This window comes from Mucilaginibacter sp. KACC 22773 (assembly GCF_028736215.1).
Taxonomy (GTDB): Bacteria; Bacteroidota; Bacteroidia; order Sphingobacteriales; family Sphingobacteriaceae; genus Mucilaginibacter.
The window spans coordinates 5,040,587-5,054,579 of the sequence record NZ_CP117883.1 but is presented as its reverse complement, the minus strand read 5'-3'; the positions used below and the strand labels follow the sequence as shown (position 1 = coordinate 5,054,579).

13 protein-coding genes, 1 tRNA gene and 1 riboswitch are annotated in these 13,993 nt (G+C 44.4%); of the genes, 5 read left to right on the top strand and 9 right to left on the bottom strand.

Annotated features, from left to right (window positions below; genetic code table 11):
- Positions 1 to 423: 423 nt before the first annotated feature.
- Complete coding sequence (locus tag PQ469_RS20770; RefSeq protein WP_274209394.1) at positions 424 to 2,496, top strand: M13 family metallopeptidase; 2,073 nt, start codon at positions 424 to 426, stop codon at positions 2,494 to 2,496.
- A 203-nt stretch (positions 2,497 to 2,699) separates the two neighbouring features.
- Here the strand turns inward: PQ469_RS20770 and PQ469_RS20765 are convergent, their stop codons facing one another.
- On the bottom strand, positions 2,700 to 3,851 hold the full coding sequence (locus tag PQ469_RS20765) for an acyltransferase family protein (protein WP_274209393.1): 1,152 nt from the start codon (positions 3,849 to 3,851) through the stop codon (positions 2,700 to 2,702).
- A gap of 252 nt (positions 3,852 to 4,103) precedes the next feature.
- Between PQ469_RS20765 and PQ469_RS20760 the strand changes: the two genes are divergently transcribed.
- Together PQ469_RS20760 and PQ469_RS20755 are read left to right on the top strand one after the other, a co-directional pair.
- Complete coding sequence (locus PQ469_RS20760) at positions 4,104 to 4,781, top strand: pseudouridine synthase (RefSeq protein ID WP_274209392.1); 678 nt, start codon at positions 4,104 to 4,106, stop codon at positions 4,779 to 4,781.
- 86 nt (positions 4,782 to 4,867) lie between these two features.
- Entirely contained in the window at positions 4,868 to 5,164 is a 297-nt protein-coding gene (locus PQ469_RS20755) for a hypothetical protein (RefSeq protein ID WP_274209391.1), read from the top strand.
- An 86-nt stretch (positions 5,165 to 5,250) separates the two neighbouring features.
- On the opposite strand, the gene PQ469_RS20750 is transcribed toward PQ469_RS20755, so the two are convergent.
- The 5 genes from PQ469_RS20750 to PQ469_RS20730 form a co-directional block, all read right to left on the bottom strand.
- Positions 5,251 to 5,640 (bottom strand): response regulator, encoded by a 390-nt coding sequence (locus PQ469_RS20750; protein WP_274209390.1) that lies wholly within the window; start codon positions 5,638 to 5,640, stop codon positions 5,251 to 5,253.
- A 164-nt stretch (positions 5,641 to 5,804) separates the two neighbouring features.
- On the bottom strand, positions 5,805 to 6,410 hold the full coding sequence (locus PQ469_RS20745) for a TetR/AcrR family transcriptional regulator (RefSeq protein WP_274209389.1): 606 nt from the start codon (positions 6,408 to 6,410) through the stop codon (positions 5,805 to 5,807).
- A gap of 158 nt (positions 6,411 to 6,568) precedes the next feature.
- A complete protein-coding gene (locus PQ469_RS20740; RefSeq protein WP_090652841.1) occupies positions 6,569 to 8,110 on the bottom strand; it encodes a DHA2 family efflux MFS transporter permease subunit in 1,542 nt (513 codons plus the stop codon).
- A 69-nt stretch (positions 8,111 to 8,179) separates the two neighbouring features.
- Positions 8,180 to 8,920 (bottom strand): SDR family oxidoreductase, encoded by a 741-nt coding sequence (locus tag PQ469_RS20735; RefSeq protein ID WP_274209388.1) that lies wholly within the window; start codon positions 8,918 to 8,920, stop codon positions 8,180 to 8,182.
- Between the two features lie 105 nt (positions 8,921 to 9,025).
- Complete coding sequence (locus tag PQ469_RS20730) at positions 9,026 to 9,649, bottom strand: class I SAM-dependent methyltransferase (protein WP_274209387.1); 624 nt, start codon at positions 9,647 to 9,649, stop codon at positions 9,026 to 9,028.
- Positions 9,650 to 9,703: 54 nt separating this feature from the next.
- Between PQ469_RS20730 and PQ469_RS20725 the strand changes: the two genes are divergently transcribed.
- A complete protein-coding gene (locus PQ469_RS20725) occupies positions 9,704 to 10,177 on the top strand; it encodes a rhodanese-like domain-containing protein (protein WP_274209386.1) in 474 nt (157 codons plus the stop codon).
- A gap of 299 nt (positions 10,178 to 10,476) precedes the next feature.
- On the opposite strand, the gene PQ469_RS20720 is transcribed toward PQ469_RS20725, so the two are convergent.
- From PQ469_RS20720 to PQ469_RS20710, 3 genes are read right to left on the bottom strand one after another with little or no spacing between them, the layout of a single operon-like run.
- Entirely contained in the window at positions 10,477 to 11,073 is a 597-nt protein-coding gene (locus tag PQ469_RS20720) for a LutC/YkgG family protein (protein WP_274209385.1), read from the bottom strand.
- Complete coding sequence (locus PQ469_RS20715; protein WP_274209384.1) at positions 11,070 to 12,455, bottom strand: lactate utilization protein B; 1,386 nt, start codon at positions 12,453 to 12,455, stop codon at positions 11,070 to 11,072. Before PQ469_RS20715 ends, PQ469_RS20720 begins: the two co-directional genes overlap by 4 nt.
- 1 nt (position 12,456) lies before the next feature.
- The gene (locus PQ469_RS20710; protein ID WP_274209383.1) at positions 12,457 to 13,194 is read right to left on the bottom strand and encodes a (Fe-S)-binding protein; all 738 of its coding nucleotides are present in this window, start codon (positions 13,192 to 13,194) and stop codon (positions 12,457 to 12,459) included.
- 479 nt (positions 13,195 to 13,673) lie between these two features.
- A riboswitch (SAM riboswitch) is annotated at positions 13,674 to 13,784 on the top strand.
- 49 nt (positions 13,785 to 13,833) lie between these two features.
- On the opposite strand from PQ469_RS20710, the gene PQ469_RS20705 reads away from it, so the two are divergent.
- Positions 13,834 to 13,904: transfer RNA gene (locus tag PQ469_RS20705), tRNA-Cys, on the top strand.
- Positions 13,905 to 13,993: the final 89 nt, after the last annotated feature.

Sequence of the window (13,993 nt, the reverse complement as noted above, 5' to 3'; positions counted from 1 at the left end):
TGGATCATAGTTTAGTTCATGGATCATAGTTTAGTTCATGGATCATGGTTGATAGTTCATGGCCGAGACTTCTTCTTACTATGTTCCTGGATTATAGCTGATAGTTCGTAGCCGAATGTCGCAACGACGAATTTAGTTTGCTCCCTGATTATAAAACTCCTTTCCACTATGAACCATGAACTATGATCCATCAACCATGAACCATCAACTTCCAGTCACAATATTTTTGCAATTAAAAAGTTATAATACTACTCAAACATTAATTAGTCATGAAATCACTGCATATACACCGTTTTTGGCTCGATGTTTTAAAAAGGTCAAGGCTGGGTTTTGTAATAAACTGGTTTAACCGTTAAACGGTTGCGGCCATAGTTTCGCGCATTTTTGCTGCAATTTACTACCTTTAATTTCCAAATAATAATTATGAAATTAAGGTTCTGGTGTTTCATATTCCTGATAGTCTTATGGCAATCTGTAAACGCCCAGGTAACCGGGAAAGTAAACCCACCAAAACACAAGCGCAGCCCCCCCGCTCCTGTAAAGTTTATCGACCCTGCCAATATGGATACGTCCGTTAAAGCCGGAGATGATTTTTTTGAATACGCCAACGGCGCCTGGATTAAAAATAACCCGATACCTGCCAAAGAAAACCGTTGGGGCAGCTTTGCTATTGTGCGCCAGGAAAATGCCAAAAAGCTTATAGAATTATTGAAAGAAGTAAGCAGGCAATCGGTAACTGCACCTAAAGGCAGCCTTATACAGCGCGTTGGCGACCTTTACGCCAGCAGCATGGATACCGTCACTATTGAAAAGTTGGGCTATTCGCCCATTAAGCCCGACCTGGAACGCATTGACAAAGTCGACAACCTTGACGACCTTATCAATGAGCTTGCTTTTGAACGTGTTAACGGCATATTCGCACAGCTGTTTGGGTTGGAGGTTAATCAAGATGATAAAAATGCATCAAAATATATTGTTCGCCTTGGCCAGGGAGGTACTGCATTACCCGATAGGGATTATTATTTAAAAAACGATCAGCGATCAAAGGATGTCCGGGACGCTTTAAAAACTTTAGCGATAACTGTGTTTACGTTAAGCGGCTGTGATGCCGGTGAAGCTGTTAAAAATGCGACAATAGTTTATAACCTTGAAACGGCTTTGGCAAAAGCGCAGCTTAGCCGTGTGGCTATGCGCGACCCGCATGTTATTTACAATAAATTCCTGGTGGCAGATTTTAATAAAGTTACCCCGCATTTAAACTGGACCAAATTATTGCCAATGCTTAAAGCATCCGGGCAGGACAGTATCCTGGTTGGGCAGCCCACATTTTTCAAAGTGGCCGATTCGTTATTGGCGGCTGTGCCGGTTGAAAACTGGAAGGTGTTTTTTAAATGGAATATTTTAAAAGGGGCCTCATTAAGCCTAAGCTCGCCTTTTGTACGGGCATACTTTGCTTATAACAGCGCGCTGACCGGCGAAAAAAGACATGTGCCGCGGAACGAGCAATCGAGCCATACAGTTGATGGAGCCCTTGGCGAATTGTTAGGACAACTGTATGTAGAGAAATATTTTAGCCCGGCCGCCAGGCAATACATGCTGGAACTGGTAAACAACATGAAAATGGCCCTGAGCGACCGCATTAAGCGCCTGGATTGGATGAGCACCGAAACAAAGGAACACGCGCTTAAAAAATTGAATGCATTTACCGTAAAAATAGGGTACCCCGATAAATGGGAAACTTACGCCGGTGTAATAATAAACCGTAATGACTACCTGGGCAATATGCGGAGCATATACAAATGGCGGTACAATTTTATGGTCGGCCACCTTGGTAAACCCGTTGATAAAGCCCGTTGGGGATTAACGCCATCAGCCGTGAACGCTTACTATACCGAGACCAATAATGAAATTGTTTTCCCGGCAGGGATCCTGCAATTCCCCTTTTTTGATTTAAATGCCGATGATGCTATAAATTATGGTGGTATAGGCGCATTAATAGGCCACGAAATGACCCATGGGTTCGACGATAAAGGCCGCCAATATGACGCCGATGGTAACCTGCGCGATTGGTGGACAAAAAGCGACGCTGATAAATTTAAAGTACGTGCCAATCAATTGGTAATGCAATATAACAACCTCACCGTGCTGGATAGTCTGCATATAAACGGGAAACTAACCCTTGGCGAAAATATTGCCGATTTGGGCGGCTTAAGCATTGCCTACGAAGCCTTTCTGAAAACAAAGCAAGGTCAATCAGGCAATACGATAGACGGTTTTACGCCCAATCAGCGCTTCTTCCTGTCATGGGCGCAAATATGGCGCAGCTCGCAACGCCCTGAGGCGGCAGCCCAACGTATTCTTACCGATCCGCACTCGCCCGATCCGCACCGTGCCAATGCTACTTTAACCAACATTAGCGCCTGGTACAAAGCATTTAACGTTAAGCCTGGCAATAAAATGTACAAAAAACCAGCAGACAGGACAGAGATCTGGTAGCTATTTTAGCAGCAAGTATCAAGAGAAGGCAGCCAGGCTTGGTTAAGATCGTTTGAATATCGAACATTGAATGCCTTGTATCGAATAATAAAAGAAAAATTTCGATGTTGGAAATCCAAAATTCATTGTTCGATATTACGTTCGTTTTCCTAACTTAATAACATTGGACATATAATGGGGGGCAAGCCCTTAGCGCCTTTTTATTACACCCTTAAAAACGTCTTCTTCTGATATAAATAATATAAAAACAGCCATTTTACCATCACAAAGGTAATGGCCATGGCCACAGCGTTAAACGGATCGCCTATGAGCTGACCTATCCAGCCGAAGAAGCCGTTATTGGTATAACTCCATTTAATAAAGTGGCCAGATACATAGATCAGGATGGAGTTCATGCCTATCACCCTAAAATAAAACGACCATTTTTGGTAGCCCAGCACATCAATAATATAGTAAAAGAAAGCCATCAGCAATAAGCTTAAACCGCCCACCTGCATTACAAACGAACTGGTCCACAGGTTTTTGTTGATAGGGAAATCGAGGTTCCAAACCTGGGCTATAATCAGGAAAGCAACACCGGCTATGGCAAGGATGGCTACTTTTTTCATTTGCGCCAGTCCCGTTTTTTTCAGGATGGTGCCGGTAATGATGCCCAGTAGCCCGGTACTAATGGCCGGGATGGTTGAAAATAATCCTTCGGGATCATGAATGCCCAAATATAGTTTTCCCGGCAGGATACCCCTATCCATGTAGGATGCAAAATTACCCTGCATGGTTAAATCGCCATGCGGATAGCCCGGGGCCGATGTGAATTTTAACAGCAGCCAATAGCCTATAATGAATACCCAAAACCAAACCATTTGCATGCGCTCGCTGCTATACAGGTAAATAATATTGGCAAACATGTAGGCTATGCCTATGCGGCCCAGCACGCTTGCAAACCGGATATCTTTAATGGGCATAATATTTAGGCCGTTGTTTACCACCAAGCCCAGCAATACTAATATCAGTGCCCTTTTCATCACACGCAATACCAGTTGCTGCCTGCTTTTACCTTTCTCCAGCTCGCGGCCAACCGAAAATGGAGTTGATACACCTGCCATGAACAGGAACAGCGGGAAGATCAGATCGTATAAATGAAAACCGTTCCAGTCGGGATGGGTAAACTGGTTGGCGATGGAACCCCAAAAAGGCGATCCGGTGGCCTTAGCCATGGTATGAAATATCTCTTCGCCACCCATTATCCAAAACATATCAAACCCGCGCAAGGCATCTAATGAAAAAAGCCGTGTAGGAGCAGAGTTGATACTATCAGGCGCGGTATCGCCTGTAACGGTTTTTGCTTTGGCAGTCATTGTTTTACGGTTTATTGTGATGAACTAAAGATATAAAAAGAATAAACTAATTAAAATATTTTTTTTAGATGGTTGACTTTTTAAAATTTAGTTGTGAGTTGTGAGTTGTGAGTTGTGAGTTGTGAGTTGTGAGTTGTGAGTTGTGAGTTGTGAGTTGTGAGTGTACATTATGTAAAATATCAAACCCAATCCAACCTAATCAACTCAATCCAACCCAATCAACTTAACCAACTATATCCCTACCTTTGCCGGATGTTAGAGATCGTATATCGGGATGAATACCTTATTGCTGTTAATAAGCCGCATGGATTGCTGGTACACCGGTCGCCCATTGCGGCAGAGGCCACGGAGTTTGCGTTGCAGATATTGCGCGATCAGATAGGGCAGAAGGTTAACCCGGTACACCGGATAGACAGGAAAACAGGCGGTATTTTACTTTTTGCGCTGGATAAGCAGGTAGAGGTGGCCATGCAGCAAGCTTTTATGGATAACAAGGTGCAAAAAAAATACCTGGCCATTGTGCGCGGGCATACCGTTGATACCGAGGATATTGATTATCCGTTACGCAAAGAGAACGGAACATTGCAGGATGCATTTACAACATACACCACGCTTAAACGTGCCGAACTTGATGTGCCTTTTGGCGCACACCCCACATCAAGGTACTCGCTGATTGAGGCTGTACCAACCACGGGGCGCATGCACCAGTTGCGTAAACATTTTGCCCACATTTTTCACCCCATTATCGGCGATCGTACGCATGGCTGTAACAAGCAGAATAAGTTTTTTACCGATACCTGGGATATGAACACCATGCTGCTTCACGCATCGCACCTGCAATTTAACCACCCGGTAACCGGGCAGCAAATCACTATAAATGCCGGTTTTCAGCCCGAATTTGCAAGGGTGATGGAAATAATGGGCTGGTAACGTTTTAGCTAAATGCTGGTAACGTTTTAGCTAAATAAAGTAAACAAAAGCGGCTTTGATTTGTAGGTAATGCAAATACATTAAACATGACAAAGCCTGTAGATTATACATTATATACATCAAATGGCGATCGCTTTATTACCATAAACCCGGTAACCGAGCCCACAACGGGGGGCCACATCCAGGCTACCGGTGTTTTTGGGTTGAACGAGGGTATGGTTGATTTGGGCGATATTGTTTTTGACGATAACATGAACCAGTGGGAGTACAGCGGCATGGGCGACCTTACACACCTGCAAGCCGAAGAAATTGCAAGTTTTATCAAAAACTATCATGAGCCTAACGCCGAAGGCAGGGCGTTTGACGAGCATAGCATATTGTAACTACGGATAGTTTTTAGTCGGAAGTCCTAAGTTCTAAGTCAAAAAATGACATTTGAGACTTAGAACTTAAGACTTCGGACTCATTTTTAGTTAAGGCTATGCTCAATATCTCCGGCCTTCAGCAGGCATGCTTTTACCGTACTAACAATGTCGGCAAGGCTAAAGGGCTTGGCTACAAAGGCATCAGAGCCATAGCTGCCCAATGACTCCAGCACCCGGGGGTAAGCCGAAACCATAACTACTGGTATATGGGCCGTGAGCGGGTTGGTTTTTAGCATATGGCAAAGTTCGCCACCGTTTATGCCAAAAAGGATATAGTCTAATATCACCAGGTCGGCATTAAAAGTTATGACCGATTTGCATATATCTGCCGTATAATTTAAAATTTCAATCTCGTAACCCTCCATCTCGAGCACGTCTTTCATCACCTCAAGGATATCTTCGCTATCATCGAGTATCAAGATTTTTTTAGACATTTTTTATATAATTGGTACTCTTGATAACGTAGCGGATTTAAAATTTGTTTTTTGTGGCTACAACCTGCTGTTGTAATGTTTTGAATTACAGCTAAATATTTTTTTTGGTAACAGTCTTCTTACATTAAGCCGACAATTTTACAATTGTGCGGCGGCAAATAGGGTTAGGTTACTTTAAGGGCGGTTATTAAAGCGTTTACAGTTTGCAATACCCTATCCAGGCTTGTGGGGGTGTTGGTAACCTTGGCTATCATAATGCCGCCTTCAATAAGCGCTATCATAGATAGGGCGGTGCCGCTTAAATCTGCATCGGGCTTAAACTCGCCCGCATCAATACCCGCTTGTATCAGGTTTTCTATCGATTTTTTCCAGCGGAGCACTGCCTGCGCGGCCTTATCTTTTAACAAAGGGTTGGTATCGTCGGCATCAACGGCAGTATTCAAAATAGGGCAGCCGCCTGCCGGGAATGTAGCCCTGGTAAAGCTGTGATATACCTGGGCGTAAACCAGCAGCTTATCGTAATAAGTGCCGGCTTTTTGAATGCGGTCCTGGATCTGTTTTCTCAGGATAGCCGAGTTATGATCAAATGCTGCGGCGGCAACTTCCTCTTTATTGGCAAAGTTTCCGTAAATGCTCCCTTTGGTAAGGCCTGTAGCATCCGTCAAATCAGACAGCGACGTACCGGCATATCCTTTTTTATTGAAGATGGGCGCGGTGGTTTCTACAATGAACCTGCGGGTGCGTTCGGCTTTTGATAATTCCTTTTCCATGATGTAAATATACCGGTTGGTATTTGAATTGTGGGAATTTTTGAACGTATGTTATTTTTATATAAAATCTATAATTAATTTTACATATGTTGCTTTTGTCGAATAGAAAATCAATGTCAGCTTTTAGCCTTCTGCCTTCAGCTTCTACATAATCCCGATTAATGATCGCTTACCAAAACTACCGGGCCAGCCTGCTTTTTACGATCGAGCACCACCAGCAATAAAGGCATAGCCAATACAAACAACAGCCCTACAAAAATATAGGCATCCAGGTAGCTCATCAGGAATGATTGCCTGTCTATCCCGTTATTTACCACTGCCATCGCTTTATGCTGTGCTTCTATCAGCGTGCCGCTTTTGCCTGCAAAATATTGGGTTAGTCCGTTTATACGTTGCGTAGCTTGCGGATTGTAAATACTGATGTTAGAAATAAGATCGTTACGGTGCGATCCAAAGCGATGGGCCACATAAGTATTGATCATAGCGATACCGAACGAGCCGCCGAGTTGCCGCATCATATTGTTTAATGCCGATCCCTGCGGAACATCTTTGGCATCCAACCCGGATACTGCCAATGCCGTAAGTGGAACGGTTAAAAAAGCCAACCCCAAAGCCCTGAATATGAGTATCCTGGCAAGGTTGCCAGGTGTTGCTTCCAGGTTTAGGCCCGACATCAGGAAGCTGAAAATTATAAACAACACAAAGCCAATGGTAATAATTATTAGTGGCGATACGCCCCGTTTAAGCAAGGTAGCCGAAAACAGCAGGCCAAAAATGGCTAATATAGCGCCGGGCAGCAAGGTAAGCCCCGTTATAGTAGGCGGGAATAGTAGTACCCGCTGTGCCAGCACCGGTGTTAAAAACACCGATGTAAACAGGCCCACACCTGTTACTGCGGTAAGTATTGCGGCAACTGCCAGCGATTTGCTTTTAAGTACCCGCAAATCAATAACCGGGTTGGGGATGGTAAGCTCCCACCAGATAAAAGTGAGGATACTGAATACGGCTATAACCGTTAACGCTACAATATAACCGGCAGAAAACCAATCGTCGGTTTCGCCGCGCTCCAGTACTGTTTGGAGCGAGCCGATGCCTATAATCAACAGCAGGATGCCCCACCAGTCGACGGCTTTTGGTTCAACTTTAATCTCCGGTTCGGTAACCAATAAAATGCTGGATACTGCAACGGCGATGCCTATGGGGATATTGATAAAAAATATCCAGGGCCAGGAGTAGTTTTCGGTGATGAAACCGCCAAGGGTTGGGCCAATTGTTGGGCCTAAAAACACGCCTACACCAAATAAGGCGCTGGCAATACCCGCGCGGGCTTTGCCATACACCTCAAAAACTATTGCCTGCGATACCGATAACAGCGCGCCGCCGCCAATGCCTTGTAAAAAACGGAACAGTACCAATGTCCAGATATTTGACGCCAGCCCGCACATGGCCGAAAAAAAGGTAAAAGCGATAATAGAGCCTATATAGTAATTGCGCCTGCCAAGTTTGGTAGCCAAAAAGCTGGTCATGGGTATTACGATAATATTGGCAATGGCGTAAGCGGTGATAACCCAGGAGGTATCTTCCAGCGTTGATCCCAGATTACCACTCATATGCGATAAGGCTACATTGACTATCGACGTATCAATGAGCTCCATCATGGCCGCGGTAATAACAGTGATGATGAGGATGCTTCTTTTCATAGCGAATTGTGTAAATAACATAAATTATACCAATCGGTATAATTTATGTTAAATTTTTTTATTTAGCTATTATTCCCTTGGTAAATTTATCACCCTTAAAGCTTCATCCGGGTTGGATAGGTAAAGCCTGTAAAATTGTTCGGTACCGGCAACGCGAATCTCGTAGGTATCGCTTTGTAAACCGGCTAAAAACTCATCGGCAACCTGGGCAGGGGGGATGCCATTTTTACCACCAATTTCGGCAGAGAATTCAGTATCAACCAGTGGAGGCATCAACTCAAAAACTTTTATGCCGGTTTCGGCCAATGCTAATCTCAAAGCCCTGGTGTATGCATGTAACGCAGCTTTTGTGGCGCCGTAAGTAGCCAGTTTGGTGCTTGGCGCAAACGCGACTATTGAAGATACGTTTACAATAGCCGCATCTGGTTGATTTTTGAGTGATGGCAGCAGTTTTTCGTTAAGGCGGATAACCGACAGGTAGTTAGTCAGCATTTCTTCACCGGCTTTTTCAAACGTATTGGTATCGGTAAGCAGGTTATTCAGATTTGCAGCGCCTGCGTTGTTAATCACGATGTTGAGTTCGGGGAAATCGGCAGTTAGTTTTGTTACCAGTTTTTCTACATCTTCAGGGTTGGATACATCTGCGGTTATAGCGCTCACGTTTTGTAATTGAGCCGCAGCTTTTTGTAAACGGGCCTCGTTACGGCCAATGATGATAACATGGTTATCTGCTGATAATTTTTTTGCTAACTCAAAACCTATGCCGGCACTGCCGCCGGTAATGAGTATGGTGTTTTTTGAAGTTTTCATTTTGATGCGTTGTTGATTAAACTCAACATGACAAAAATATACCAATCGGTATATTCTTACAATAGGTAATCTTCATCTTTGTGTCATCATTACCAAATGGCTTTTTTATAGGTTATCCTTGCGCTTTTTAAAGCTGCAAAACAGGAAGTTTTGTTTTGTTGCAAAAGGAGTAGTATGGTTTTCGGTAATACAGGTTACCTTCTCAAAATGCCGGTCAAATATGGTTTGCAATTGTTGTTCTGCGTATTTTTTAATGACTAACCCACTGCATTTTTCGGGCCCGTTTTCAGAGAATGTGCCGATGATCAAATAATGGCTGACTGCTTTTGCGGCAATATTTAAGTAGCGGGTAATTTTATCCTGTGTTGTCAGGAAGTGGAAGGTCGCCCGGTCATGCCAAAGGGTGTAGGTTTCTTTGGGTTCAAAATTGGTAATATCGCAAACTATCCAGGTAACCAGGCTGCTTTTATTGCCAAGTCGTGCCTTTGCTTTGGCTAAGGCTGTTTCGGAGATATCCAAAACGGTAATGTTGGTGTAACCCTCTTGTAGCAGGAAATCAACCAGTTTGCTGTCGCCGCCGCCGATGTCGATTATCTTGTCGGTTTTTGCTAAATCGAAGCCACGAATAAAATTAAGCGAGGTTTGCGGTATGGCTTGCGTCCAGCTTACCTGGCCGGGATTTTTGGTCTGATATATCCGTTCCCAATGTTCTTTTTTATCTTCTTCCATAGATAATTGATGTTCATATTTGAGCAAACAAAGTTGCTGATAAACACCCGGAACATGAAAAATAAATATTTTGGAGCTTTGCTAAGCTTGATTTTTGTAGTTTTATTAACTACAAACACCAGGGCGCAAACTTCGCCGATGACTATGCCAACGTTAGGCGTTACTAACCCCTGGACAGAAAGTCAATTACTGGAACCGGCTACCTTAGCTGCTAACATAAAAACTGGTACAACTGCGCTTGTTATCTTTAACATCGGTGCTGTAGAAGATATTAAAGGCGCTACCCACATTGGCGCAGTAAACAAACCAGAAAACCTGGAAAAGTTAAGAATGGCTGTTGCTAATTTACCCAAAAATACCGCGATAGTTATTTACTGCGGATGCTGCCCATTTGTTAAGTGCCCTAACATTCGCCCGGCTTTTTCTGAATTGCAAAAATTGGGGTTTACTGATGTGAAACTGCTTAACCTGGCCACCAATCTGAAATCCAACTGGGTTGATAAAGGGTTTCCGTTGGCAGGGAAGTGAGTAGTGAATAGTGAAGTGTGTCTTGTCCTGAAATAGTGAGTAGTGAGTTGGCATTATGCTAAATTAAAAATCCAATCATCCCTTAATCCGACGAATCCCGGTTCAGACAATTTTGCGTTAGGGATCGTCGCGGATACCGGCCTGTGAATAAGGCCTGTGCGGTATGAGCAAAGAGCCCGGCCGCAGGCAACGCCCGGGAAAAGAATCAAGAAGTTAGACTCAAGACGAAGCCATTAAAAAAGCCTGCCGTCAATCAACCGGCAGACTTAATTAAAAATATATAACCAGGAATTAAGGGGCTAAGGAAGTATAAACACCGACAAACTCCTTGGGCCATGCGCACCAATAACCAATGATTGTTCAATATCGGCGGTTTTTGATGGGCCAGAGATAAAAGCACCATAGCCATATGTGGCCCCGCCAATTTTTTCATAAGCCTGCGCCATGGTAGGCACCAAATTAGTTTTACTGATTACTACGGCCAGGTGCTGAGCAATAAAGGGCAGCACCCTGACGGTCATATCCTCCTCTGTGAGCCATAATGCCCCGTTTTCTGCAACGCCGAGGCCCGACCAGAGGATGCATAACTCCACATCGGCAAAACTGTGGGATAATTCGTTTTTTACATCGGCAACATAGGTGTATTCGCTTAATTCTTTAATGCCTGATATGATTTTTACACCCGGTTTAAACTCTTTGTGAAGAATGTTTTGGATGGCCTCGTAGCCGGCTACTTCGTACACAAAACTGCCCCCGGCGCTGCCGATGGTTTTGTATTTTTCAACCAGGTCGTCGTTGGTGGCCGTCAGGGTGTTTAAAACCTCAAGGCCGGGCAAATCTGCCTGGCTAAACTGGTTGGCTTTTACGGCTGCTAATATGTTTTCGCGGCTGCTCATTTCTTGTTTTCCTTTCTTTTGGCATACCATTCGCCAAATGATTGTTCGGGTGCTTTGGGCATTTCGCGGTGTTTGTACCATGGGTTTGCGCCATTATTAACCGCAAAGGGTGCATATTTAAACGTAAAGCGCCCCATTTTGCCTGCCGCCCGATAGATCATCGGCGAGGATAGGGTAAAAGCCATACCTTTCATGGCTAAAGTTTTTGCTTTGGGCGTATAGCCTGCCTTAACAATTACCTGCCGCCATTTGTATAGCTGGTCGTGAATATCAATTTTAACGGGGCATACGTTACTGCACGATCCGCACAGGGTTGAGGCAAAAGGCAGGTCGGCATATTTTTCCATATCGAGGTTGGGCGCCAGGATGCTGCCTATGGGGCCGGCAACCGCGGTATGGTAACTGTGGCCGCCGCTTTTGCGGTATACAGGGCAGGTATTCATACAGGCCCCGCAACGAATACATTTTAACGAATTGCGAAAATCCTCGCGGCCCAGCTGGATGCTGCGGCCGTTATCAACTATCACAACATGTATTTCTTTACCATCCTGCGGTTTGCTGAAATGGCTGGAGTAGGTGGTAATAGGCTGCCCTGTGGCGCTACGGGTAAGCAGGCGCAAAAATACACCAAGGTGTTTACGCTCCGGGATTATCTTTTCGATACCCATGGATGCAATATGAATTTCGGCCAGGTGGGCGCCCATATCGGCATTGCCCTCGTTGGTACATATCACAAACTCGCCGGTTTCGGCAATGGCAAAGTTAACGCCGGTAAGGGCCGCGCGGCGGGTCAGGAACACTTCGCGAAGGTGCTGGCGGGCCGTTTCGGTTAATATTTTAGGGTCCGATTCGCCTTTGGCTGAGCCTAAGTGCTCATGAAAAATGTCGCCTATTTCTTCCTTTTTCTTGTGGATGCAGGGCAGTACAATATGGCTTGGCGGTTCGCCGGCTAACTGAACAATGCGTTCGCCCAGGTCGGAGTCGATAACATCTATACCCTGTTTTAACAGGTATTCATTAAGGTGACATTCCTCGGTAAGCATCGATTTGCTTTTTACCATACGGCTGATGCCGCGTTTCTCCAACAGGGTGTAAATAATTTTATTATGCTCTTCGGCATTAGCTGCCCAATGTACTATTATCCCATTGTTAATGGCATTGGCCTCAAACTGCTCCAGGTAAGTGCTCAGGTTTGATAGTACGTTGTTTTTAATTTGCGAGGCAGTTTCGCGCAGCAGTTCCCACTCGGGTAGTTTATGTGCGGCAATATCGCGTTTGGCGCGAACCCACCACAGGGTTTCGTCGTGCCAGTCAACCCGTGGTTCGTCGCGGTTAAATATGGCGGCCAATTGCGGGTGATCTTTTGTTGCGGTGCTGCTCATATTAGATACTGTGGTTTAAAATTTCGGCAACATGAATTACTTTAACACTGCTGTTTTGGCGGCGCAGGATGCCTTCCAGGTGCATCAGGCAGCTTAAATCGGCCGAGGTGATGTATTGTGCCCCATGTTCAATATGGTCGTCCACACGGTCTTTACCCATTTTGGATGACACAGCTTCTTCTACCACGCAAAAGGTACCGCCAAAGCCGCAACAATCATCGGCCCGGCTTAAGGGTACCAGTTCCAGGCCTTTAACCAGGCCCAGCAATTGAGCTGGTTTGCTAAACGGCGGGGCCACCAGTTCGGTCATTTGCGAAATGCGTAAACCGCGCAAGCCATGGCAGCTTTGGTGCATACCTACTTTGTAGGGGAAGCTGGCTTTGAGGCTTTTTACCTGTAATATATCTACCAAAAACTCGGTAAGTTCAAAAATACGTTTACGGATTTCGATAGCTTTATCTTCGTTTTCGTGAGAATGCAAATGTTCTTTAATATGCAGCGTGCAACTGCCGGATGGGCATACGATATAATCGTAACCGGCAAAATTATCGATGAATAAATTATTGCAGCCGCCGGTAAGGTGCTCATAGCCGCTATTGGCCATAGGCTGCCCGCAACAGGTTTGATTTTTAGGGTAATGAACTTCGCAACCCAGCTTCTCCAGCAATTCCAGGGTTGCAACGGCAGCCTGTGGATAAAATTGGTCTACATAGCAGGGAACAAATAAAGCTACCTTCATTTTTGTGTTTATTTCAATTGGTTAAAGCAATATTAGCGCTTATCATTTGCATAACTATCCTTATGTATCTGCAAAGTATAGTTGTATATTAAGGTACCCAAAATACAGTTATAACAGGCAACTGTTATTCAGTTTTTTTTGCAAAAGGATACAGGAGATTGGCTTGTTTGGGTAGTGGAATAATCCATCAGATGGAAGAAAAGTGAATGACGGGGGTTAAGGCAGAAATTCAACACCTGTGAGATTAGGTTAGCATTACTCGTGAGTATCTCCGGGTTTAAATTCTCTTGACTTAGTTCAGCTGAAAGCTGAAATCATTCGGCCCACGAGCTGGAAGCTCGCGGGAGTATTTGTTATTTATATTGCTGATTTTTAGAGAGATAATGGATTGATAAAAAATATTCTACTATTTCTATAGGATTTATATAAATAATGTTTTATGTTTGCATTGTCAAAACAGACAAATCGTTCTTTATTTTAACTTATCAAGAAAGACTGAGGGAAAGGCCCAAAGACGTCTTAGCAACCTATACATCCGCATAATGTAAAAGGTGCTAATTCCTGCTCCATTCAACGGAGAAAGATAACATACCATCTTCGCCCCCTGCCAATCTAATAAGTGATTTTATAGTTTTTTTAAGTCGCGTGACCGAGAGGATAGGTGGGGGTCTGCAAAACCCTAAACGGCAGTTCGAATCTGCCCGCGACGTCTATTTTAGCTGAAAGCTAAAGGCGTAAAGCACAAAGCCTTCCTTTTAGGCTGAAAGCTAAAAGTTAAAAGCACAAAGTTTTTTTGGCG